This window comes from Deferribacter desulfuricans SSM1 (assembly GCF_000010985.1).
GTDB classification, from domain to species: domain Bacteria; phylum Chrysiogenota; class Deferribacteres; order Deferribacterales; family Deferribacteraceae; genus Deferribacter; species Deferribacter desulfuricans.
Genome location: NC_013939.1, coordinates 1,332,488 through 1,355,547 on the forward strand (window position 1 = coordinate 1,332,488; position 23,060 = coordinate 1,355,547).

Sequence of the window (23,060 nt, forward strand, 5' to 3'; positions counted from 1 at the left end):
GTTTGTATTAAATCATTTAAAGTCTTTGCAACACTCTTCATTAAATGTTCGTATATGTTGCTCAATGGATCAACTTTTTGTGTATAGTATTTGCATATATAATCTTAAATAAAAGATATATTTGAAGCTTAATGGCGGGAGAAGCAATCTCAAAATGCTACTTTTTCGTTGCACAACATCTTCTGTTAATTTAAAAATATTACTGGTAAAATCAAAAATATTTGCTATAATTACATCGGAAGTTACATTAACGATGTTTAGAAAAACGATTAAAGAACAAATATTTGACCCATTCTCCCATTTTCTAAAAAAAGAATCCTCAAGTAGTATTTTAATGTTCTTATCTATGGTTGTTGCAATATTTCTTGCAAATTCTAAATTTGCCGAGTGGTATCACAACTTATGGGCGCAAAAGGCTGGATTTACCTTTGGAAATTTCAGTTTATACAAGCCATTACTTTTATGGATAAACGATGGTCTAATGGCTATATTCTTTCTTGTTATAGGGCTTGAGATAAAAAGGGAAATCTTAATTGGTGAGCTTTCTGATATTAAAAGCGCACTTTTTCCCATTTTAGCTGCAATTGGTGGTGCTATTTTCCCAGCTATTATCTATATATTTATAAATTTGAAAAATGGGAATTTTTCAGGCTGGGGAATACCAATGGCTACAGATATAGCTTTTGCTGTGGGTATTATCTCTCTGCTTGGTGATAAAGTTCCACTTCAATTAAAAATTTTTATCACTTCTCTTGCAGTGGTAGATGATATGATAGCAGTCCTCATTATTGCACTATTTTATACAAACAAAATAGTGATATCCTATTTAATATGGGCTGGTGTGATCTTATTATTACTTTTTGTAATAAATAGACTAAAAATAAAAATCATTATGGTTTATCTGTTTTTGGGAATGTTTCTATGGTACTTTTTCTTAAAATCAGGTGTTCATGCTACAATCGCTGGAGTTTTATTGGCACTATTTATCCCTAGCAAACCAAAAATTCCTTTGATTACTTTTAGAAGATCTTTAAATATTTTCCTTGAAAAATTAAAAGATTGTCCAAATAACCCTGACTCTGAAATACCTACAAAATGCCAAAAAAAACTATTAAACAAAATTATTCACACATCTATTGCCACTTACAATCCAATGAGCAGATTAGAATACAACCTTCACACACTCTCAGCATTTGTAATAATGCCAATTTTTGCATTTGCAAACACTGGGGTAACTATAAATTTATCTGAATTATCAAATATTTTATCTCCAATTAGTTTAGGTATTATTCTTGGGCTAGTTATTGGGAAACCAATAGGGATTACCCTTTTTACTATCATTTTTAGTAGAATTAAAATCATTTCTATCCCATCAGAAATAAATATGTCTCATCTAATTGGAGCATCTATCCTTGCTGGGATAGGATTAACAATGTCCATTTTTATTGCATCGATGGCTTTTAGTGATTATAATAGTATTGAAGCTGCAAAATTAGCTATACTGATTTCATCTTTTATTGCAGGAACAACAGGTTTTATAATTTTAAAAATCAGAAAGTAACTACCTTATCAGATTCATTTATTAAATCATATAAATCTTTCATTGTGGAAATAGGGCATGTTTCTGTTCCTTCCTTTTGACGAATTTTTAAACATGTACCACAAGCTAATATTTTTCCAGCTTTTTCAGCAAACTGCTCAATTTGCTCCTTAATATTAAACTTTTCATTACTTAAAGACTCACATTCTACCCCCTTAGCCAATAAAAACACTTTTACTTCATCACCCTAATCAACAGCAAAATTACCAAGTCTAAATGCATTCCAAACAACTTCAGAATCATCTGAGTAAATTACTATCCCTAATTTCATAAAAACCCCCCTTGTATTTTTTCTTGAAAATATCAATTTCTTAAAAATATTCAACAATTTTATATTGCACATAGCAATAATTATATTAAAATGAGGATCTTGCATAGTAATAGATCCTCAAAATACTAGATTGCTTCACTAACGCTCGCAATGACAGATTTCTCGGTCATTGCGAGGCAATAAAAGCTGTCGAAGCAATCTTATTAAAATATAGGGGGTAAATAATGCCAATTATCACAGCTGAAGGGCCAAAAATTGATGATTTGGAAAAAAGAAAAGAATTTGTAAAGACAGTCACAGCGGCAGCTTCAAAATATTTTAACTTGCCAGAAGAATCAATCATTATCCTGATAAAAGAAAATAGCCCTGAAAATGTCAGTGTCGGAGGTATTTTAATATCAGAAAAGGATACAAAAAATAATGATTAGTATACTAACATTAATTAGAAAAAAATTGTATTTATTTGTGTTTTTTTCATTTATTTTAGCATTGGTTTTAGGCAACATTTACGACTTTTCAAAAATAAATATTAAACCTATTTCAATATTTGCTGTCTATTTAATGTTATTTCCTATGTTAACTAGTATGGAAATAGAAAAAATAAAAAATGCAACAAAAGATTATAAACTAATTTTCGCAACTTTATTTTTAGCTTTTATTGTAGCATCATTAAATGCTCATATTTTAGCTACAACAATTTTTGAAGATAAACCAGAGTTAGCATTAGGATTGATTATAGTTGGTGCAATCCCTTGCTCAAATATGCTTATTGGATGGTCGGGAATAGCTGAAGCAAAAGTTGAAAGTGCTTTTGTAATAGCTGTTATTGGTTTATTGTTAATTCCACTATTATCACCCATTATTATACAACTTAACGGAAATACATTCATAAATATAAATGGAATTAAAATTTTTTATAGCTTAAGGTAGTGTATAAGAATTTTGTGTAAGGATTGCAAAAGAGGTATACCTCCTGTAATCTACTTAACCCCATAAAAAAGAAAAAGGAGGAGGTATACCCCATGAATAATTATAATTTAGCTGAATTATTTGAAAAAAGAAAGGATATTAGAGAAATTTTTATGGAATTTATGTCAAAACAGTTTGTTAATTTTTTAGAAAAGCTTGGAGAAATAGAAAGAGAGGTCCACTGTTCATTAAATGCTGATAGTAAGAATGGATATTATACACGCAATTTTAATACAATTTTTGGTAAAGTAGAAGGGGTAAAAATACCAAGGACACGAAAGATAAAATTTCAGCCATCATTTTTAGAGCCATATAAACGTACAACGTTTGAATTAGATGATATAGTGATATCAATGTATCAGGGAGGTTGTTCAACCAGGGATATAGTGCGAACATTAGAGAATTTACTTGGTCAGAAGTATTCTCCAAAGTGGGTGAGCAAGATAACTGATGATATTTTGGAAGAGTTGGAAAAATATCACAACAGAAGATTTGAACAATGGTATCCGATTTTGTTTATAGATGGCACATATTTAAAATTGAAAAGGGGTACGGTATCAAGTGAGGTTATATACACAGTTATGGGAATTGATGAGGATGGTCATAAAGAGATTCTTGCATTTTACACATTTGGTGGTAGTGGAGAAAGTGCATTAAACTGGAAGGAATTGCTATATGAGCTTAGGGAGAGAGGGTTACAGGAGCCAATATTAGTTGTAGCAGATGGTTTAAAAGGTATCAAAGAAGCAGTACTTGAGGTTTATCCTAAAGCAGATTTTCAGACTTGCGTAGTTCACAAAGTGCGGAGCTCATTATCCAAGGTACGCAAGCGGGATGAGAGTGCTGTAACTGAAGATATGAAAAACATATACATGCAAGAGAATGAAGAGGAATTTTTAAGGAATTTTGAGATATTTCGCAGGAACTGGTCATATAAATATCCAGAGATGGTTGCATCATGGGAAAGGGATTTGCCAGAGTTGATGACTTATTTGAAATATCCAGCTCTAATGAGACCATATATTTACACTACAAATCCTTTGGAGAGGTTTCATAAGGAGGTTAAAAGACGATCTAAGGTAATTGAAGTATTTAATGATAAGAAAGCGTTAGAAAAGGTAGTATTTTTAGTGATATTGGAGATGAATGGTAGTTATAGAACCCGTAAGATGAAACATTGGAACTATTTTTTAATAGTATTGAAGAATAAGAGAGTTGAGAAATATGGTAGATTACAGGAGGATAAAAATCTTACACAAAATTAGTTGCACTATGTAGCTTAACGATCTTTATTATTATTCCGTTGATTTTAGGTTATATTATAAGAAAATATATAATTAAACAATATGGTTTAAAGACTTTTAATGAAATAAAAACAATTTTACCAAGCTTTTCTGCAACAGGTGTTTTATTGATAATTTTTGTCTCTGTTTTAAAAGTATCAGATAAAATTGCTCATCATCCCATTCTATTTATAAACGTTGGACTAACCTTATTTCTCTATTTTATTATTCAAACTATCATTTCCATAATAATAGCAAAGATATTAAATCTAAAATATGAAAATGCAATGATTCTGATATTAGGTGCTACTGCAAGCTCACAGGCAATCTCTCTTTCTGTTGCCGCAACTAACTTTACTGAAATGACAGTATTTGTTCTTTCTTTCAAACCAGTATTACAAGTAGGTTATATTTTATTCCTAATATATTACATTGGACCTAAACTAAAAAAATTCTTAATTTAACAAAGTGCTCTTATTTTTTAACCTTCAAATAATAGCGGTTGTGCATATGTTTTAATTCATCTTCATGTTTGTACCCTGTTATCATAGACTTTAATGAGCCTTTAATTGCAAAAAGTGACATATAAAGATGAACTAAAAACATCATCAAAATCAACATCCCAAGAAAATTGTGAATAATAGCGTATATTCTCAAACTATTAACATCTGTATCAAAGCTATAGAGGTAATAACCCGTATACATCATTACCATACCACCCATTGTAGCAAGCCAAAACCAGCTTTTCTGGCCAGGATTGAATTTTCCTACAGGCATAATGAAATCTGAACCCTTACTTAAATAACCACCAAATTTTATAAACCAAGTTACATCACCTGGAGCTATTATCATATCTTTTATCCACATTAAAAACATAATAATTGCAAAAGGTGTAAAAACAAATGCCGCTGGAGCGTGCAAATACCTAAAAAATCTCACAAAAGAGCCACCACCAAAATATTTCCCGAACAACATAACGAGTCCAGAAATAACCAAAATAGTAAAAGCTGCAGCAGTTATCCAATGGACTAATCTATTTAAGACATTGAAAATTAAAAACTTTTCACCATCATGTGAAAACCTTTTTGGACCAATTATTATATAATGTAGAAGAAAAACTAATGGAATAATTACAACAATCCAAAAATACAGCTTTTTAAAATAGTTTTTTTGTAAAACTAAAAATGTTTTGCCATAGTTTTTCCAATCCTTCGTAAACTCTTTTGATATCTGTTTATAAGAATCAGTCAATAAAACTGTGTTGTAGGTCTCAATATTTTTCAAACCGTATTTTTCATAAGAGTAAAAAAATGGATAAGCATAAACTGTTATTAACACTAATATTATTAAAGACAAAAATATTCTTTTTGACATTTTGTCACCCTTTATTAAAAGGGGGGATATAACCCCCTATTTTCTATTGTACGCTTTATCCCATCCCCAGGCGTTTGCTCCAGAACCTCTGCGAAATACCCTCTCTCTGTAAATATTTGCGACTTTATCAGCATCACCAGCAAGAAGTGCTTTTGTGGCACACATACCTGCACAAAGAGGTACTTTACCTTCAGCAATTCTATTTTGTCCATAAAGTCTTTTTTCCTTATCACTAAATGTTTCTGCTGGCCCACCTGCACAGAATGTACATTTGTCCATCACACCTCTTGCACCAAAAGAATTCCCTTTTGGAAACTGCGGAGCACCAAATGGGCATGCAAAGAAACAGTAACCGCAACCTATACAAACATCTTTATTCACAAGCACAATTCCATCTTCTCTCTGATAAAGTGCATCAACAGGGCAAACAGCAATGCATGGAGCATCAGAGCAGTGCATACAGGCTACAGAAATACTTTTTTCACCTGGTTTCCCTTCATTTATAGTAATAACCCTTCTACGGTTTATACCCACTGGGACATGATGCCCTTCTTTACATGCTACAACACAGCCGTTACAATCTATACATCTATCTACATCACATAAAAATCTCATTCTACCCATAACATTCCTCCATTAAGCTTTTGTTATACGGCAAAGACCTGTTTTGGTCTCCTGCATTTGAGTAACAATATCATATCCATAGTTTGTAACAACATTTGCAGCTTCACCTAAAGCATAAGGAGTTGTACCTTCAGGATATTTTCCTGCCCAACTATCACCCATGAAAAATCCACCAAAATGGAATGGTAAGAAAATTGTTTTATCATCAACTCTATCTGAAACTTTTGCCTTAACTTTTATTTTGCCTCCATTAGGTGATTCAATCCAGATCATATCCCCATCTCTTATGCCATAATCGTTAGCTGTTTTGATATTTATTTCAGCAAACATTTCTGGTTGAAGTTCAGCTAAGTATTTATTACTCCTTGTTTCAGCACCACCACCCATGTACTCAACAAGTCTTCCAGTTGTAAGGATTAATGGATATCTTTTAACCCAATCAAGTTTCTGCTCGCTCTTATACTTCGTATAAACTCTGTAATGATCAGGTTTGTCATCATAAGTAGGATATTTTTTAATCATTTCTGGATCTGGTGAGTGAAGTGGCTCTCTATGTACAGGTATTGGATCAGGGAAGTTCCAAACATAACATCTTGCTCTTGCATTTCCAAATGGTGCCATACCACGCTTAATAGCTTCCTTTATAGTTTTTTGGCTTAAATCAGTTTTCCAGTTTGTTCCTGGTACTATACCTTTAAACTCTGGATAGCCGCCATTTACCTCACTACCAGGATTCGCCACACCATCTGCTGCAAGAAGATTTTCCATTTTGCCATTTGGATATTTATATTTTGTTCCAAATCTTGCTCTAAAAGGTAAACCACCTTTTGCAACAGGTTTTGATATATCATATAGTATTGGAGTACCTGGATGTTCTGTAGTCCAGCAAGGCCATGGCAAACCATAATATTCACCATCACAAGGCCCACCTTTTGCCTGCAATGTATTTACATCAAAAGTATGCCAATAATCAGTGTGCTTTTTAATCCTTTCTGGAGTTTGACCATTATAACCAATAGTGAGTGAACCTTTGTTAATTTCTCTTGTTATATCTTCTGGTATTTTCTTTATATTTTTAAAGAACTTATCATAAAAACCAAATCTTTTAACAAGCTCTTGCATAATCATATAATCATCTTTACACTCATGTACAGGATCAACTACTTTATATCTCCATTGAATTCCTCTTTGAGAATTAGTTATACTACCTTCAGTCTCGTATTGACTTGAAGATGGCAATAAATACACATTATCTTTATCGCTTGCAACTGCTGTCATAGTTGGAAAAGGATCAATAATCACAACCAAATCAAGCAAATCAAGCGCTTTTTTCAGCTTATGATACTGAGATTGTGAGTTTGATGAACAACCCCAAAAAACAACTGCTTTTAAAGGAGTATACTGAGTAATCTTGTCTTCTTGAATTACACCTTCATACCACCTACCAAGTGTAAAACCTTTTTTATTCATATATTTTTTATTTTTAAATCTTGATTTTATCCATTCATAATCCACATCCCATACTCTACACCAATGTTTCCATGCTCCATCAGATAACCCATAATAAGCAGGTAAAGAGTGAGATAAAATACACATATCAGTGGCACCCTGTACATTATCATGCCCTCTAAGGATATTGGTACCACCACCAGATTTACCCATATTTCCAAGCACAAGCTGCAATATACAGTAAGCTCTAGTGTTGCTGCTACCAATAGAGTGCTGAGTACCACCCATACACCAGATAACAGTACCAGGTCTATTATCAGCTAGAAGTTTTGCAATTCTAACCACTTCTTTAGCAGGAACGCCTGTAATCCTCTCCACCTCCTCAGGAGTATAATGTTTAGCCACCTCTTTTAACTCTTCAAAACCAGCAACACGAGTCCTAACAAATTCTTTATCATACCAATCATTTTGAATAATTGCATTTATCAAACCCATAACAAAAGCTGTATCTGTACCAGAACGAATTCTCACATAATCGGTAGCTTTTGCAGCTGTCTTCGTAAATCTCGGATCAACAACTATAATTGGTGCGTTATTAACCTCTTTTGCATATAAAATATGCTGCATTGCTATTGGGTGAGCTTCTGCAGCATTTGAACCTATAAAGAATACACATTTTGAGTGCCTAATATCATTGATACTGTTTGTCATTGCACCATAACCCCAGGTGTTCGCCACACCCGCAACAGTTGTAGAATGACAAATTCTTGCCTGGTGATCTATATTGTTTGTCCCCCAAAATGCAGCAAGTTTTCTCTGCAAATAAGCCATTTCATTTGATACTTTTGCACTCCCAATCCACATAACTGCATCAGGACCATCTTTTTTACGAATATCGAGCAGTTTTTTTGATACTTCATCCAAAGCTTGTTCCCAGCTTATTTTCTGCCACTTTCCATTGACCTTTTTTAATGGATATTTTAACCTTTTTGGGCTTGTTACCATATCTATTGCACCGGCACCTTTACAACAGTGCCCGCCCCTTGAAATAGGATGATCTTGAGCTATTTCCTGTCTTACCCATACACCATTTTGAACTTCAGCATAAATCCCGCAACCCACAGCACAATGGGTACAAATTGTCCTAACAATTTTTGAGTTTGGATATGGTTTGCTTGATGCGTTTGCCTTTTTAACAAAAGTTGGGGATAAAGACATACTTGCAAAAGCTGCAGTTGCCGCAGAAAGTTTTAAAAATGTTCTTCTTCCTATTTGCGTATTAATACCTAATTTTGCTGATTCACTTTTAGAACTTTTAATCACTTTTTTCACTTTATTAGCTGCCATATTAAACCTCCCTAATCCCTAAGCGAAGCATAATACTTTTTAAAATCTTCTGTCTCACGATATAGAATCTCACTTTCAGCTGTATCAACACTTCTCGCCATTAACTTCTTCCCCTTTAAAACAGTAACAGCTCCCACAGTGGCCAAAGCACCTAACTTTAAAAACTCTCTCCTGCTTTTTTTAGGTTTCATAAGCACCTCCATTTAAGTTACCTTCTGATAAAAGACTTTTTTCCACATCCAACATAAAATCTATTAAAGCGCCACAGCTGGCGTAAAAATAAGCTTGAGGATGATTTTTTAATGCTTTTGCAAATTCTAAGAAAAAAGGCTCTATAAACTTTTCAAAAAACTCTATCTGCTCAGAAAGTTCTGACTTACTTTTAATCAGATAAATCATAGTATCAGAAAGAAAAACTATTGAATCTTCAGAGTCTTTAAACTCTTCATCTTTTACAATTTCCCTTTTCCACAAAAAATCCCTTAATTTTACAAGTGTTTCTCCAAAATTTTTACCATCAAGATAAAACGAAGCGTTTAGATTTATAAGATTATCTGAAAAAGGATTTACAAAAAGCTCATAGTATTCATTTTTTAGCTTTTCATAATCATAATTTTTAAAAACCTCATCAAAAAAACCTAACATCTGCTGAAACCTATCATCAAACAATAGCTCTTCACTTTTCATCGATTTAAAAATTTCAATCCATTTTTCATAAAGCTCTTCTGTGGGCTCGGTATAAAAAAACGATTTTATCAAGTCATAAAAAAACATTCTGGTGTTATCTATCTCAGCGGACATCAGCTCCCTCTTCAAAAAGTTTTTTCACTCTACAACTTTCACAGTAATTAAGATAAGTCCCTTTTGTTTCAAACAAACCAGCAGCTTTCAGCTTGACAACTACTGAGTCATAACTTTTCTTATTCCCAAAGACTTTCCCACATTCAGGACAAACCATCGGCTCATCTTTATTTAAAACTTTCATACTAAAAAATTCATCTGCCAATAAGAGCCCACTTGCTATTTCAATGGCATTTTCAGGACAAACATATTCACAAATACCACACTGAATACAAAACGCAGGGGTATGATTTAATGAAAAATCTTCCTCTTTTGCAACCAATGCACCAATTTTACAATGGTTTACACACGCAAGGCATAGTGTACATTCATCTTTATCAAGAAGTACATTTCCAAAAATGTCCAAGATGTTATCTTTAATAAGAATATTTGATACAATTGACTCTTTATACAAAAATTGTAAAATAGCAGCTAACTTTTTCCTTCTCGTGCTAAAACTGAAGTTTTTATAAAGATTTTTAAGTGGATTAATTAACTCACTTTGTTTATTTAATCTATAGTTGTCTAAAATCGAAATAAATTCTTTATATTTAAATAAAAACTCAAGTAATTTATTGCTAAACTTTATCTGTTCGTTCTCTTTTAGCCTTTCGTTTAAGATAAAAACCTTTGAAGCTCCAATTGCAAACAAAAATAGATAATGAAAAGTGTTAAAATATCTAGGATCTAACGGCAAAAGTATTAAGTTTTCAAGCTTATTTATATCATTTACCCAGCAAAATTTTCTAAGTTCTTCCTCCTCCCCCAATACTACAAAGATATCTTTTGGTAAATCTAATGTCTGAAAATATTTGACAAATGTCTCATCTTTTAGATAGCCATTTTGCATAGCTCCAGTTGGACAAACCGATATGCATTTGCCACAACCAACACAATTTAAATGATTAACAACAATCCCCTCATCATCAGTAGAGATAGCTTCGTATTCACACGATTCAATACATCTTTTACATCCGTAATCAAGTTTTGGAGAATATTGGCAGATATCATTGTCATGCTTTACAATTTCTAAAACATTAAACTCCCCTACTTTCTCAAAAACCTTATCAAGTTCATTTATGTCATAAACTTTTCCCCACTCAGTTAAAACATCTGATAAAATCTTTTTGTCATCAGTGATAATAAATGAAACATCATATTCTATACTTTCTAATCTATCGATAGTTATGGCATTATCTTTACAAACTTGTTCACATTTCTTACATAGGGAGCAAAGGCCGTAATCGATGTTTAAATCTAAATCTATAGCATTTTCAGGGCATACTTTAAAACATTCACCACACCAGCTGCACTTTTCAAAATCTATAGGCGCATAAGATTTAATAAAAATTTTATATTTATACTCTTTACCTTCAATTTTTATATCATAAGCGGTATAACACTCTCGAAATGTTAATTTTCCCATATAAATGGGGATTACCTCAAATAATCCTGAGTAACTTTCGATAGATTTATTTAAAAAATCAACACTGTTTGAAATAATAGCAATTCTTGGAGCAATCGTAATATTATATTCTCTAACATCTGTTAGTTCTTTGCGCAAAGTTTCAGCTTTTAAATAAGAATTTTTTAATAGTCCGGATAGAAAATCTAAACAATTACACTGTTTTATTTCTCCCATATATAAAATATAATACCTACCCAAAAGATGTCAAGATAACTTTATGATTTATATTTATTAGTTCAATTTTAAGGTTATTTTTTATCAAACACTGTCACATAATCGAATGGTTGTTTAGAATTAATATAATTATCGATTCTCTCTAAATAAACCTGAGATACGGGATCTCCATACTTTTCCACTAACATAGTAAATAATTTTATTGCACTTTCAAAATCTTGTTCTCTATATTTTTTAATAGCATCCTCAAAAAGCTTAATAAAATTTTCATTATAATTTTCATTTACTATCACTTCAAATATATCAACTGGCTCATTTTTACCTTTTACTCTTACGATATCAACAAGTCTAATTTTAAAATTATTAATTAACCCATTTTTAGTGTATCCAGAAATTAATATTTTAGTCCCATAATATTTGTTCAACCCCTCAAGCCTGCTTGCAAGATTCACTGTATCCCCTATCGCTGTATAGTCAAACCTCTTTTCAGTCCCTAGATTTCCTACTACCGCATCACCACTATTAATACCTATACCAATATCAAGCTCTGGTAACCCTTTTTCTTTAAATGTTTTGTTTAGTTTTTGCAGGTTTTTTACAATTTCTATTGCTGATTCCACAGCCTTATCTTCATGATTCTCTAAATCAATCGGTGCATTAAAAACTGCCATTATTGCATCACCAATATACTTATCAAGCATTCCTCCATTTTTTAGGATTATATCCGTTGATGGACCCAAAAAAGAGTTAAGCAAGCTCACAAGAGTCTCAGGCTCAAGCCCTTCTGAAATAGTAGTAAATCCTCTTATATCGGAAAAAAGAACTGTAATTCTTTTCTTTTCACCACCAAGTTTCAGTTTATCAGGATCCTGTAGTATCACTTCCACAAGATCTTCAGAAAGATAACTACTAAAGGCCTTTTTTAAATATCTACTTTTTTGCTCAACAATAATATTTTTATAAACTTCGATAAAGATGAACGATAAAACTGCTGAGATAAAAGGGTAAATAACTGATAACTGATAATTATAAATATCGAACATTTTAAAATTAACGATAAAATACAATACGCAAATTATGATAAATGAAACAAAAGAGTATAAACCTTTTTTAAAAATAAAACTACTTACTGCAATCAGAAATGCTAAAATAACAATACTTATTAAATCAATAAAAAATGTTTTTTCATTCTCTACCAAATAAAAGTTTTGTAAAACATTTGAAGCAACAGTGCAATGAATTTCAGTCCCTGGAAAATATGGATCAATTGGTGTTGCCTGATAATCACCAACCCCAGTTTCTGTAATCCCCACAAAAACAAGTTTATTTGAGATATCAGATCCTTTAATTTTATCTTCTATAATATCTGCAGCAGAAACAGTTTTTATTGTTCCTTTTTTACCATAGAAATTTACTGGGAGTGAGCCATCTAAATTTATTGGGATATCCACATTATCAAGCGTTAATCTTTCAATCCCAAGGCTATCAACATAAACATAAATCTCTTTATCCAAAAAATGAGAAAGAGCTGCAAGGTTTAAAGAAGGCATTAAATAACCACTAAAATCAACTACCAAATTCACCTTTCTCAAAATTCCATCCTTATCAGGAAACACTGAGAAAAACCCTTGAGAATAAGCTCCTTCTGATATTTCATCAATATTTGTCTCAGCACTTTTAAAGGAAGCTATAGGTAATTTATCTACCTCTTCCAGTAGTTTTACATTTTCTATCGAATAATCAGGTAGCCTCTCATTTGCCAATTCTACCTCTTCCTGACTTATTGTATCTCTAAAAAAGTAACCCAATATAACATTCTGTTCTCTATAAATTGCCTTTGATAATGCTAAATCAGAGTCAGGATTGCTCGGCTCTGAAAAAACGATATCTAAAGCTATGGTTTTAGCATGGTAATCATTTAACTTATTAATAAGTTTTGCAATTAATTTTCTATCCCAAGGCCATCTACCAAACTTATCAATACTTTTTCCATCAATTGCCACCAAAACGACATCTTTTGATGGCTCTTTTTCCACCCTCAATCTAAATTTTACATCTTGGATTTTAGTATCGACTGTTTTAATAAAATCGTACTGGTTTCTGTATAAATAGATTGTTAATATAATTACAATAAAAGAGATAACAAAATAAAAAAGCTTTTTCATTATTAGCTTTGTTCTGGTATTAAGTTAAGAATCACATCAACAGTCGATATAAAACGACCTTCTGGAAATTGCTCTTTATATTTTTGGAAATACCCTTTGCAGCTTATATAATCCTTTTGCTCATATGCAATAAAACCTAGCTGAAAAAGAGCATATTCATAATATGTTGTACCTGGATATTGGTCAATTATTTGGTTTAATAAAATCTTTGCACCATTTATATCATTCATATGTTTTGATTTCAAAATAGATTTCCTATAAATAGCCTCCGATTTAAATTCTTTAGATTTAGCAAATAAAACAGCATAATCTAATGATTTCAAAGCCTCTTCATACCTTTTTGCATCAGCTAAATATTTTGAATAATTAATATTCCATCTTGCAATAATATCAGGCAACCTTTTACTTTTCTCTAACTCATCAGGGATTTCAAAATCTGTGATGGAAAGTAGTGTATGAAACATATCCTTTAAAGTTTCATCTTGGTCAAAATTTACCGGATTTAGTGGAGCAAGATCTCTTGAAGCCTGACTCATCTCTTTCTTTTTGGTTTCCACAGAGCCATTATCAGTGGAAACAGCCACAACACCTTCTTCTGTAAATACGCAAAGAGCATTTTCATTTGAATAAGCTATAAATTCTGTACCTTTCACACCAGCAACTGCACCTGATGAAACAACATTATAACTATTTCCTGGTTTTAATTTTGTCACCAAAGATCTTAAACTACCCTTTTTAAGTTCAATCTCTGTTTTTTTATTATTTTTATCTGTTTTTGTTAAAATCACTTCACTATCAGGAGATATTACAAAAACAGTTTTATTTTTTAACCTTATTGAAATAGAAGATGATGCATCTGTTACAATTTTATCACCTACAAAAACCTTTTTTCTTAATCTAGCTTTTTTGCCGTTTATAAGAGGAGTACCTGATAATTTGATTACTTTGCCAAAATAAACTTTAAGTTCTGCACTAGCAATATTTATAGACAAAACCAAAATTAAAAAACTATAAAATATCCTTCGCATAAAAGTAACCTCCATACAGAGCAGCATCATTTTTTAATCTTGATAAATGTATTATAACATCTTTTTTGTATGGAGGATACAATTTTTCATTAAAAAATTTAATAAAATCTTTAAAAAACATATCAGAATAATGTGAAACGCCACCACCCAAAACTACCTTTTCCACATATATAGAGTTTACAAATGAAGCCACACCAATGGCCAAATAATGCGCAAACTGTTTAAAAGTCAATTTTGCTATTAACTTTTTTTGAATTGCCAACTGATATATCCTATTAACAGAATCAATCTCTTCTTTATTATTTGATAAAGATTTATAAATATTCATTATACCATTTTTACCGCAATAAGCTTCTAAACAGCCTCTATTACCACAAGAACATTTCCAACCATTATCAACTACTACAATATGACCAATTTCAGCTAAAGAATACTTTGATTTTACAATTCTACCATTTAATATTAAACCACCACCCACACCTGTTCCCAAAGTAACCATTAACATATTTTTTACATCATGATGGCATTTTTTATATTCTCCAAAGGCTGCTAAATTGGCATCATTTTCCAAATAAACATTTTTTATATTCAAATGGCTGACAACATTTTTGTTTGTCAAATAAGTTAAATTTGGAGCATAAATTGGGCAATTTTTCTCATAATCTAAGATAGCTGGTAGGCCAATTACCACTTTGTCGTAAGGCTTTTGAATTTTATGCTTTATCAAACTCAATAATTCATCATAACTACTTGGCGTTTTAACAGTATCTTTAAATTCTATCGTTTCATTATTAAAGTAGGCATACTTAATATTTGTCCCACCTATATCAAAAACATAAACATTCATATCTTATACCAAGGAAAGTTTTTTTCAAAAACCTCTCTTTCACCTGGATCAAATTTAAACAGCTTTTCCCAGATATCGTCCTGCTCCATACAAAAGTAAATAAACACATTTTTCCAATAACTTCTGATTTTATTGACAACAAAACGCAACATATAAAGCCTCAAAGCTTTAAAATATCTAAGTTTACCATCTCCAGCTTTAATAAATCTATTTTCAAATAGCATTGTTTGAGAAAATCTTTCCCTTACAATATCATATAACTCAGGAATAAACCTAAATGTAGAAATACTAATAAATTCAACACTATTTTCATCTATATTTTCAAACAACTCATCAATAACAGACGAATAACCCTCTTCAAAATCATCATAATAGATTAATGGGTCAAAATGGAATGATACTTTGTAACCGTATTCTGAGCATTTTTTTGCTGCCTCAATCCTATCCTTAATTGGAGCAGCGTAGAGTTCCTCTTTTTCTGCAATAAATTCTGGATTTAAACTCCATGATACTACAATATTTTTGGGATTTATATTTAGTAAATTTTGAATATTTTTTGATTTTGTTTTAAACTCGAATTGGATGTTTTCAAGATTATTAACAATATCTGCATAAAATTTTGAAAATTCAAAAATATTATCAAGTGCAAGGCTATCAGATAGCTCACCTGTACCAAGTCTGTATCTACCTCTTTTATTTAGCTCAATAATCTCCCTTTTGATCAAATCTGTTTTAGAATAAATTTTTATATACTCATGATTTAAATAAACTTGCAAAATACAATACTTGCAATCAAAAGGGCATCCTTCAATTGCATCCACAACTTGATAGTTACAACACCTATAATTTTTTGTCGCAGGACAAGGATGCACAAACTTGTTTAGATTGCTAGTTATAACAATATTTCTTTTAGAATCTTCAACTATCGATATATCATCAATCATTTCAAAATTTATACCTTTTTTCTCTAACGTTTTAACAGGTAATGAGTTAAGAGAATCTTTTTCAACATAAATCATATTTTTTCAACTTTTCATAAAAATTTTTCACTTTATCTCCATTTTTACTCATAAAATTTATCTTTTCATAAAAATCATCTGATGAGCCTATTCCAAAAGTCACGTTTAAAATGCAATTTTCAAAATTAGAAATACTATCAAACCTGATATTTTTAGCTTTAAATATTTTATTCAAATTAAATAAATCATCCATTACATCAAAATAATAAATATTTTTTTCTCTAATAATTTTATTCAGATAATTCTCATCATAAAAATCAATATCAATCAACCTAGCATAATCATAAAGCAAATTAAGTAAATTTCTAAAATCCCCAACACTTGGCTTATTTTTCTTATTCAAAAAGTCATAAACAATCTTTTTATGGTTATCTTTTAGGTTAAAAAATACACCCAACTGTTTGAGAGTTATGTTTTTCTCAACTATGTAATCTTTAAAATTTTCAGGCAACTCTTTAATCTTTTTTAAAATTTCAAAGTTTTTTCTCCCTTTTATATTTTTTTGTTCAAAAATCTTTACCCCTTTGTAATCTAAATCAAATTTATCAATCACACTTAGCAAGTTTGATAATTCTACTAAACTGATGTCATCCGTTAAGGTAGTTTGAAAATTTATTAAATCTTTCAAACCTTCAAATTCTATTAGAAAAACACCACTACCTGAATAGCTAAAATTATTTAACTGAAAATAATTATCATTAAATTTGGCTATTATTGGCGGATAAATATTTTTAAAACTCCTTTTATAAAACCAGTTTAAAGTCTCTTTATCAATAGAGCTATTAAAATCTTTTTCAAATATCATACTAGTCATTCTTCTCAAATAATGCATCTACAAAAGTTTTAGCATCAAAAGGTTTTAAATCATCCATCCCTTCACCAAAACCAATAAATTTTACCGGTATTTTTAATTCATCTACAATACCAACAATTACGCCACCTTTTGCAGTCCCATCAAGCTTTGTTAAAACAATACCTGTTACTCCCACTGCCTCATTAAATATTTTTGCCTGATTTATTGCATTCTGCCCACTTGTAGCATCCAACACCAACAAAATTTCATGAGGAGCATTTGGCATCTCCTTCTTAACTACCCTAACTATTTTCTTCAACTCATTCATAAGGTTATATTTCGTATGTAATCTACCAGCAGTATCAGCTATCAAAACATCGTACCCTTTAGCTTTGGCAGACACTACAGCATCATAAATTACTGCTGCAGGGTCGCTACCTTCCTGCTGTTTAACAATGGGGACATCCACTCTATCAGCCCAAACCTGCAATTGATCAATAGCAGCCGCCCTAAATGTATCTCCTGCAGCAAGCATAGTTTTTAAGCCGTTGTCTTTAAACATCTTAGCAATCTTTGCTATAGTTGTAGTTTTTCCTACACCATTTACACCCACAACCAAAATCACATAAGGTTTTTCATCCACCTGCTTTAAGGAATTATCAATATTTAGAATTTCAAAGATTTTATTTTTTATAGAATTCTTTAAATCTTCTGGATTTTTCAATACTTTCCTAGAAACCTCATCTCTTACTGCATCAATAATTTTTAATGTTGTATTTATACCTATATCTGAAGTAACAAAAAGCTCTTCAAGTTCTTCAAGCAACTCCTCATCAATTTCCTTTTTCCCTAAAAATATAGTTTCTATACCACCAACAAGTTTATTTGATGTTTTTGATAAACCATTTCTTAATCTTTTTAAAAACCCAGCCTTTTTTTCCTTTGAATTATCTCCCTTTGCTACTAATTCTTCTACTTCACTTTCAAATTCCGCATCAGTTTTTTTCTCATCTTCTATTGTTACATTTTCACTACTTTCTTCTTTAACTTCCTCTTCATCCTTTTCTTCCAACTCAGTTACTTGCTCATTTTCCTCAAGCTGACTCTCATCAATTACAGATTCTTCATTTGAAACCTTTTCATCACTTTTTTTTCTCTTAAAAATATCAAAAAACCCCATACTTACTCCTCTATAATATTTTTTATAATTTTTTTAAGTTTTTCATATTCGTATCTGTCATAAATATGCATATAAAAAAAAGCAAAAAAATAATCACCTAAATTTACAAATAAAACTTTTATAAAGTCAAATTCAAATATGCCTTCTCCAAAACATTTCAACCCTTTTACAGCATTATAAAGATGATTTGCTATCATTAGATAGTCATACTCTTCATCTTTATCTAATTTATTAGCATAAACAAGCTCACCAATTTCATCAATTATCAAAAACTTATAATTAGAATTTATATTTCTAAACATTTTCAAGTTTTACTGATAAGACCTTAGAAATTCCTGGCTCCTGCATAGTAATTCCATAAAGAGAATCAGCACCAGACATAGTTTTTTGATTGTGAGTTATAATAACAAATTGAGTATCCTGTGAAAGTTTTTTAACAATCTTTAGGAACCTGTCAATATTTGCATCATCTAAAGGAGCATCCACCTCATCTAAAAAACAAAAAGGTGTAGGTTTGTATAAAAACATGGCAAAAATAAGAGTACATGCAGTCATTGCTTTTTCACCACCAGATAGTAAATTCATATTAGTTAATTTCTTACCTGGTGGCTGAACAAATATTTCCACCCCAGTTTCAAGTATATTATCTGGTTGGGTTAATTTCAGCTCAGACTTACCATTACCAAATAATAGTTTAAAGACATCATTAAAGTTTTTAGATACCACTTCGAAGGTAGCTTTAAATCTGTTCACTGTATCTTCATCTATTTCATTTATTAACTTTTGAATACTCTCGATAGATTTTTCCAGGTCTGCTCTCTGTTCAGTTAAAAAATGGTATCTTTCAGTAAGCGAGTTGTATTCCTCTTCAGCAGCCATATTTAATGGTCCTAAACCCTCTATTTCTTCTAAATATTTATTGTACATATCCCTATTTCTTTTCTGAGAAAAAGATTCATTTATGTAACGCATATAATTTTCATCAATATGCTCATGAAATGTTTCAAAATATTTTTCTCTAATATTATCAAATTTTGCTCTTATACCAGCAAGTTTTATTTCATTGTTGTAAATTTGCTTTTCACAATCTTCAAATTCAAAACGTAAACTCTTTATTTTATCTTCCAACCTGTTTAGTTCTTCCTCATATTCTAAAATCTCTTTCTCTGTAGCCTCTTTTAAGTCAATCAACTCTAGTTTCTTCTTCTGCAACTGCTTTAAAATTTCAGATTTTTCAACCAACGCATTTTTCCAATTAGTAACATCAACTGTTAATAGCTTTGTTAATCTTTCCTGCTTGTGCTTAAGTTGAGTAATCAAACTGTTTAAATCTTTCTCAACATATATTTGCTCCCTTTTCTTTGCGTTTAATGATTCTTCAAGCCTTTTATTTTCAATCATCAACTCAGTAAATTCATCCTTTTCTTGATCATATTTCTCTTCATAAAAACTTAACTCTTCCTCAATATCATCTTTTTGATCATCAATCTCTTTCAATTGATTTGCAATAAGTTCTATATCATTTTTAAGTTTAGAAATCTCCTCTTCCGCCTTTTTTACCGAAGCAACTAAAACCTCTTTTTCCTTTATTATCAAAGCAATATTCTTTGATAACCTTTCAATAAAATCTTTTTCAGATTCGATTTCACTTTTCTTTTTCTCATAAGAAATTTTCAACTCATTAAAATGATTAAATAACTTATCTTTTTCACTTTCTGTTTTAATAAACTCTTCTTTCAATTTTTTATTTTTAACCTCTATTTCTGTAATTTCCTTATCTAAAACAGCTATCTCTTTTTCTAAAGACTCAACTTTTTCCCTTAATTCTTTTAAAACAACTCTATAGTCCTTTTTTGAAAACTTTCTGTATATATGATTGAAATTAAAAATATTTTCATTTAACTTTTCATAATTAGATGCAATTAGCCATTTTTCAATATTTTCAATATTCGACTTAAAAGTGAACTTTATACTAATATCTTTTTTAGAAAGAAATTCTAAGATTTCTTCTTTTTTAACGTCATCAAAAACAATAACATCGGAAAATTCCAACAAAAGCTCTTCATCAATCCCCTTTATAAAATCAATAAGCAGCCCTTGCTGAAATTCTTTTAAAAAGTCTACGGAATTATTTTCACCAAATGTATAATTATCTATTTGATTTAATATCAGTTTAATCTCTTTTTCGTAACTTTCTTTTAATAATTTTTTATCACTTAGTTTCTTTTCATTTTCTTTTATATCTTCTGCTAATTTAGCAATTGCTTTATTAAGCTTTTCATACTCGTCTTTTACAATATTGATATCCTCATACAATCTTTCTAAATCACTCTTTTGATTTTCGACAAATTGCTTTTTTGTATTTAATTCGGATTCAAAGTTACTTTTTTCTGTATCTTTAGCTTTTATAGATTTCTGGTAATTTTCTAATTCTGTTTCATATCTAATCAGTAAATTTCTTTTTTCTGCAAGTTTATCAGCTAAACCAAGGTATTTTTCATCTAAAGTAGATACTTCATCTTTTAAATCTTCAATTTTTATTTCATACTCGTTTAGTATTTCCTCTTTTTCCTTTAGATGATAATCTATCTCTTTTTTACTATTATCAATATCTTTAATTGCACTTATTAACTCATCTCTTCTCGTATTCAACTCTTTAATTTTACTCTCTAATTCAGAAATTTCATGTTTTAAAGACTCTTTCCTTCTGCCAGCACCATCAATATTGTTTTGTAAAAGTTTAATTTCATTTTCAACACCGAAAATTTTATTATTTATTTCAATTAACTGATCAGAATATTTCTTTAAATCACCTCTTTTTTCAGATAATTTGTTTTTAATGCTATTATACTCTTTCTCTTTATCGTTTAAATCTGTTTGCAATGAGCTATGTTTCAATTTCAACTCATTTATGCAATTTATCAAAACAGAGTAATCATCTTTAAGTTTTTTGTACAAATTTGAGTAATATTCTTGGTCAAGTTTTTCCAGCTCAGATTTAATTTCACGGTATTTTTTCAATTTATTTACTTGGTTTTCAAGTATATTTCTGTTTTTTTCAACTTCACCAATGATGTCAGCTAATCTCTGCAAATTCTCTTTTGTTGATGAAAGCTTACTTAGAGCTTCCTTTTTTCTCTCTTTAAACTTTGTGATACCGGCAATTTCATCAAAAAATAGCCTCATTTCTTCTGGAGAAGCTTGAATTATCTTTTCAACTTTACCTTGCTCTATTATGGATATGCTTCTAGCACCTATTCCAGTATCATAAAAAAGTTCTCTTATATCTTTTAATCTACATTTTTTACCATTTATCAAATACTCCCTTTCCCCAGTCCTGTAATACTTTCTCGTAATTGAAATTTCTGATAGAGTTCCCCATTTTTCTGCAATATGTTCAGCAACATCAGAAACTACTAAGGTTACTTCGCAATAGCCGGATGGTTTTCTGTTTTCACTTCCTGCAAAAATCACATCATCCATACTATCGCCACGGAGCTCTTTAGGGCTCTGCTCTCCAAAGACCCATCTGATAGCATCAAGAATATTACTTTTTCCACTCCCATTAGGTCCAACTATACACGTAATGCCATCAGGAAATTCAATGACAGTTTTATCTACAAAAGATTTAAATCCTTGTAATATAAGTTTTCTAAATTTCACTTTTCCCTCTTACATGAAAATAACATAGACTTATACACGAAAAGTTAAAAATTTTCCATAACTTAATTATCTTTAGTACTCAAATCAAAATTAAGAATAACAGTTAACTGTTATAAATAAATTTCATGTTTTGTTTTACATTTTGTACATTCTACAGTCAATTTTCTTCTGTCAGTATCCTTTTCATATGAGCAATAAAGCTCTTTGTGATAGGTATTCCCTTCGCATTTTTCACAATAGTATTTCCTAACTCCAATATTACAACCATTAATAAAACAAAAAAGGAAAAAACCGGCCACAAATATAATAAACATTGCTATATAGATCATAATCAACCTCACCTAACGGGCGGTGGGAGACTCGAACTCCCACACCAGGTTCCGGAGACCTGCGCTCTATCCTGTTGAGCTAACCGCCCTAAATAGTGTATAATTATCATCGAGAGTGTTGCACAATAATAATTGCTTAAGCACCTTAGATTGCTTCGCTAACGCTCGCAATGACTGCGTTTTTTGGTCATTGCGACCCCGCCATTTAGTAGTAAATTTTAAAATTAAAACTTTTGGTGTGTATAGTATTCGCATATATAATTTTAAATTTTTGAAGTTAAATAGCGGGGGAAGCAATCTCAAAACTATAGTGATATAAAAAAAAGTTCTATTGTGCAACGGCCTCATCATCATTTAAAGATACATATTTATTATTTTTCTTCAACAATATATGTACCATTTATAATTACAGATTTTCCATCATCATCAATAAAATACAAACTGCTACCCTTTCTCTCTATATTAAATCTACCTTCCCATCTTCTAATAATCTGTCCATTATCAGCATATAACGTTATCACCCTTTTGATACCAATAGTTTCAGCTTGAAAATCTTTAATCTTCTTCTTTTGATTTTGTGTGCAACCAAATAGAATTACAACAAATAAAATAGTAAAAACATATTTTTTTAACATTC

23 protein-coding genes and 1 tRNA gene are annotated in these 23,060 nt (G+C 30.7%); 5 read left to right on the forward strand and 19 right to left on the reverse strand.

Annotated features, from left to right (window positions below; all coding sequences use genetic code 11):
• Positions 1-154: 154 nt before the first annotated feature.
• A complete protein-coding gene (nhaA, locus tag DEFDS_RS06645; protein WP_013008036.1) occupies positions 155-1,561 on the forward strand; it encodes a Na+/H+ antiporter NhaA in 1,407 nt (468 codons plus the stop codon).
• On the opposite strand, the gene DEFDS_RS06650 is transcribed toward nhaA, so the two are convergent.
• Together DEFDS_RS06650 and DEFDS_RS13175 are read right to left on the reverse strand one after the other, a co-directional pair.
• The gene (locus DEFDS_RS06650) at positions 1,551-1,763 is read right to left on the reverse strand and encodes a DsrE family protein (RefSeq protein ID WP_197530223.1); all 213 of its coding nucleotides are present in this window, start codon (positions 1,761-1,763) and stop codon (positions 1,551-1,553) included. The two genes, nhaA and DEFDS_RS06650, sit on opposite strands and share 11 nt — an antisense overlap.
• A gap of 24 nt (positions 1,764-1,787) precedes the next feature.
• Entirely contained in the window at positions 1,788-1,976 is a 189-nt protein-coding gene (locus DEFDS_RS13175) for a hypothetical protein (RefSeq protein WP_197530224.1), read from the reverse strand.
• A 119-nt stretch (positions 1,977-2,095) separates the two neighbouring features.
• Between DEFDS_RS13175 and dmpI the strand changes: the two genes are divergently transcribed.
• The 4 genes from dmpI (at position 2,096) to DEFDS_RS06670 (ending at position 4,587) form a co-directional block, all read left to right on the forward strand.
• Positions 2,096-2,299, forward strand: coding sequence for a 4-oxalocrotonate tautomerase DmpI (gene dmpI, locus DEFDS_RS06655; RefSeq protein ID WP_013008037.1), 204 nt, complete (start codon positions 2,096-2,098; stop codon positions 2,297-2,299).
• Complete coding sequence (locus DEFDS_RS06660) at positions 2,292-2,801, forward strand: arsenic resistance protein (RefSeq protein ID WP_050742513.1); 510 nt, start codon at positions 2,292-2,294, stop codon at positions 2,799-2,801. Before dmpI ends, DEFDS_RS06660 begins: the two co-directional genes overlap by 8 nt.
• 92 nt (positions 2,802-2,893) lie before the next feature.
• A complete protein-coding gene (locus DEFDS_RS06665; RefSeq protein ID WP_013007001.1) occupies positions 2,894-4,105 on the forward strand; it encodes an IS256 family transposase in 1,212 nt (403 codons plus the stop codon).
• 20 nt (positions 4,106-4,125) lie between these two features.
• Positions 4,126-4,587, forward strand: a complete 462-nt coding sequence (locus DEFDS_RS06670) for a hypothetical protein (protein WP_153801473.1) — start codon at positions 4,126-4,128, stop codon at positions 4,585-4,587.
• Positions 4,588-4,597: 10 nt separating this feature from the next.
• Here the strand turns inward: DEFDS_RS06670 and DEFDS_RS06675 are convergent, their stop codons facing one another.
• The 17 genes from DEFDS_RS06675 to DEFDS_RS06755 form a co-directional block, all read right to left on the reverse strand.
• The gene (locus tag DEFDS_RS06675; protein ID WP_013008038.1) at positions 4,598-5,497 is read right to left on the reverse strand and encodes a formate dehydrogenase subunit gamma; all 900 of its coding nucleotides are present in this window, start codon (positions 5,495-5,497) and stop codon (positions 4,598-4,600) included.
• A 36-nt stretch (positions 5,498-5,533) separates the two neighbouring features.
• Positions 5,534-6,121, reverse strand: coding sequence for a formate dehydrogenase FDH3 subunit beta (fdh3B, locus tag DEFDS_RS06680; RefSeq protein ID WP_013008039.1), 588 nt, complete (start codon positions 6,119-6,121; stop codon positions 5,534-5,536).
• A gap of 12 nt (positions 6,122-6,133) precedes the next feature.
• Positions 6,134-8,917 (reverse strand): formate dehydrogenase subunit alpha, encoded by a 2,784-nt coding sequence (locus DEFDS_RS06685; RefSeq protein WP_013008040.1) that lies wholly within the window; start codon positions 8,915-8,917, stop codon positions 6,134-6,136.
• Between the two features lie 11 nt (positions 8,918-8,928).
• Positions 8,929-9,108 carry a twin-arginine translocation signal domain-containing protein gene (locus tag DEFDS_RS06690; protein WP_013008041.1) on the reverse strand — a complete coding sequence of 60 codons (180 nt, stop codon included), beginning with the start codon at positions 9,106-9,108 and terminating at the stop codon, positions 8,929-8,931.
• On the reverse strand, positions 9,098-9,718 hold the full coding sequence (locus DEFDS_RS06695) for a TorD/DmsD family molecular chaperone (protein WP_013008042.1): 621 nt from the start codon (positions 9,716-9,718) through the stop codon (positions 9,098-9,100). The genes DEFDS_RS06690 and DEFDS_RS06695 overlap by 11 nt, the downstream gene beginning before the upstream one ends.
• On the reverse strand, positions 9,708-11,399 hold the full coding sequence (locus DEFDS_RS06700; RefSeq protein WP_041223664.1) for a 4Fe-4S binding protein: 1,692 nt from the start codon (positions 11,397-11,399) through the stop codon (positions 9,708-9,710). Before DEFDS_RS06700 ends, DEFDS_RS06695 begins: the two co-directional genes overlap by 11 nt.
• Before the next feature lie 74 nt (positions 11,400-11,473).
• Positions 11,474-13,564, reverse strand: a complete 2,091-nt coding sequence (locus tag DEFDS_RS06705) for a CHASE2 domain-containing protein (protein WP_013008044.1) — start codon at positions 13,562-13,564, stop codon at positions 11,474-11,476.
• Positions 13,565-13,566: 2 nt separating this feature from the next.
• Positions 13,567-14,592 (reverse strand): FecR family protein, encoded by a 1,026-nt coding sequence (locus tag DEFDS_RS06710; protein WP_013008045.1) that lies wholly within the window; start codon positions 14,590-14,592, stop codon positions 13,567-13,569.
• Entirely contained in the window at positions 14,573-15,439 is an 867-nt protein-coding gene (locus DEFDS_RS06715) for an ROK family protein (RefSeq protein WP_013008046.1), read from the reverse strand. Before DEFDS_RS06715 ends, DEFDS_RS06710 begins: the two co-directional genes overlap by 20 nt.
• On the reverse strand, positions 15,436-16,458 hold the full coding sequence (locus DEFDS_RS06720; RefSeq protein ID WP_013008047.1) for an SPL family radical SAM protein: 1,023 nt from the start codon (positions 16,456-16,458) through the stop codon (positions 15,436-15,438). The genes DEFDS_RS06715 and DEFDS_RS06720 overlap by 4 nt, the downstream gene beginning before the upstream one ends.
• The gene (locus tag DEFDS_RS06725) at positions 16,445-17,290 is read right to left on the reverse strand and encodes a hypothetical protein (RefSeq protein WP_153801475.1); all 846 of its coding nucleotides are present in this window, start codon (positions 17,288-17,290) and stop codon (positions 16,445-16,447) included. Before DEFDS_RS06725 ends, DEFDS_RS06720 begins: the two co-directional genes overlap by 14 nt.
• Positions 17,265-18,431: a signal recognition particle-docking protein FtsY gene (ftsY, locus tag DEFDS_RS06730; protein ID WP_013008049.1), complete on the reverse strand. Its 1,167-nt coding sequence runs from the start codon at positions 18,429-18,431 to the stop codon at positions 17,265-17,267. The genes DEFDS_RS06725 and ftsY overlap by 26 nt, the downstream gene beginning before the upstream one ends.
• Positions 18,432-18,433: 2 nt before the next feature.
• Entirely contained in the window at positions 18,434-18,733 is a 300-nt protein-coding gene (locus DEFDS_RS06735) for a hypothetical protein (RefSeq protein ID WP_153801476.1), read from the reverse strand.
• Complete coding sequence (locus tag DEFDS_RS06740; RefSeq protein ID WP_013008050.1) at positions 18,726-22,094, reverse strand: chromosome segregation SMC family protein; 3,369 nt, start codon at positions 22,092-22,094, stop codon at positions 18,726-18,728. The genes DEFDS_RS06735 and DEFDS_RS06740 overlap by 8 nt, the downstream gene beginning before the upstream one ends.
• Before the next feature lie 110 nt (positions 22,095-22,204).
• Positions 22,205-22,423 carry a hypothetical protein gene (locus DEFDS_RS06745; protein ID WP_041223666.1) on the reverse strand — a complete coding sequence of 73 codons (219 nt, stop codon included), beginning with the start codon at positions 22,421-22,423 and terminating at the stop codon, positions 22,205-22,207.
• A 16-nt stretch (positions 22,424-22,439) separates the two neighbouring features.
• Positions 22,440-22,512 (reverse strand) — tRNA-Arg (locus DEFDS_RS06750).
• A gap of 282 nt (positions 22,513-22,794) precedes the next feature.
• Positions 22,795-23,058, reverse strand: a complete 264-nt coding sequence (locus DEFDS_RS06755) for a hypothetical protein (protein WP_013008051.1) — start codon at positions 23,056-23,058, stop codon at positions 22,795-22,797.
• Positions 23,059-23,060 lie beyond the last annotated feature (2 nt).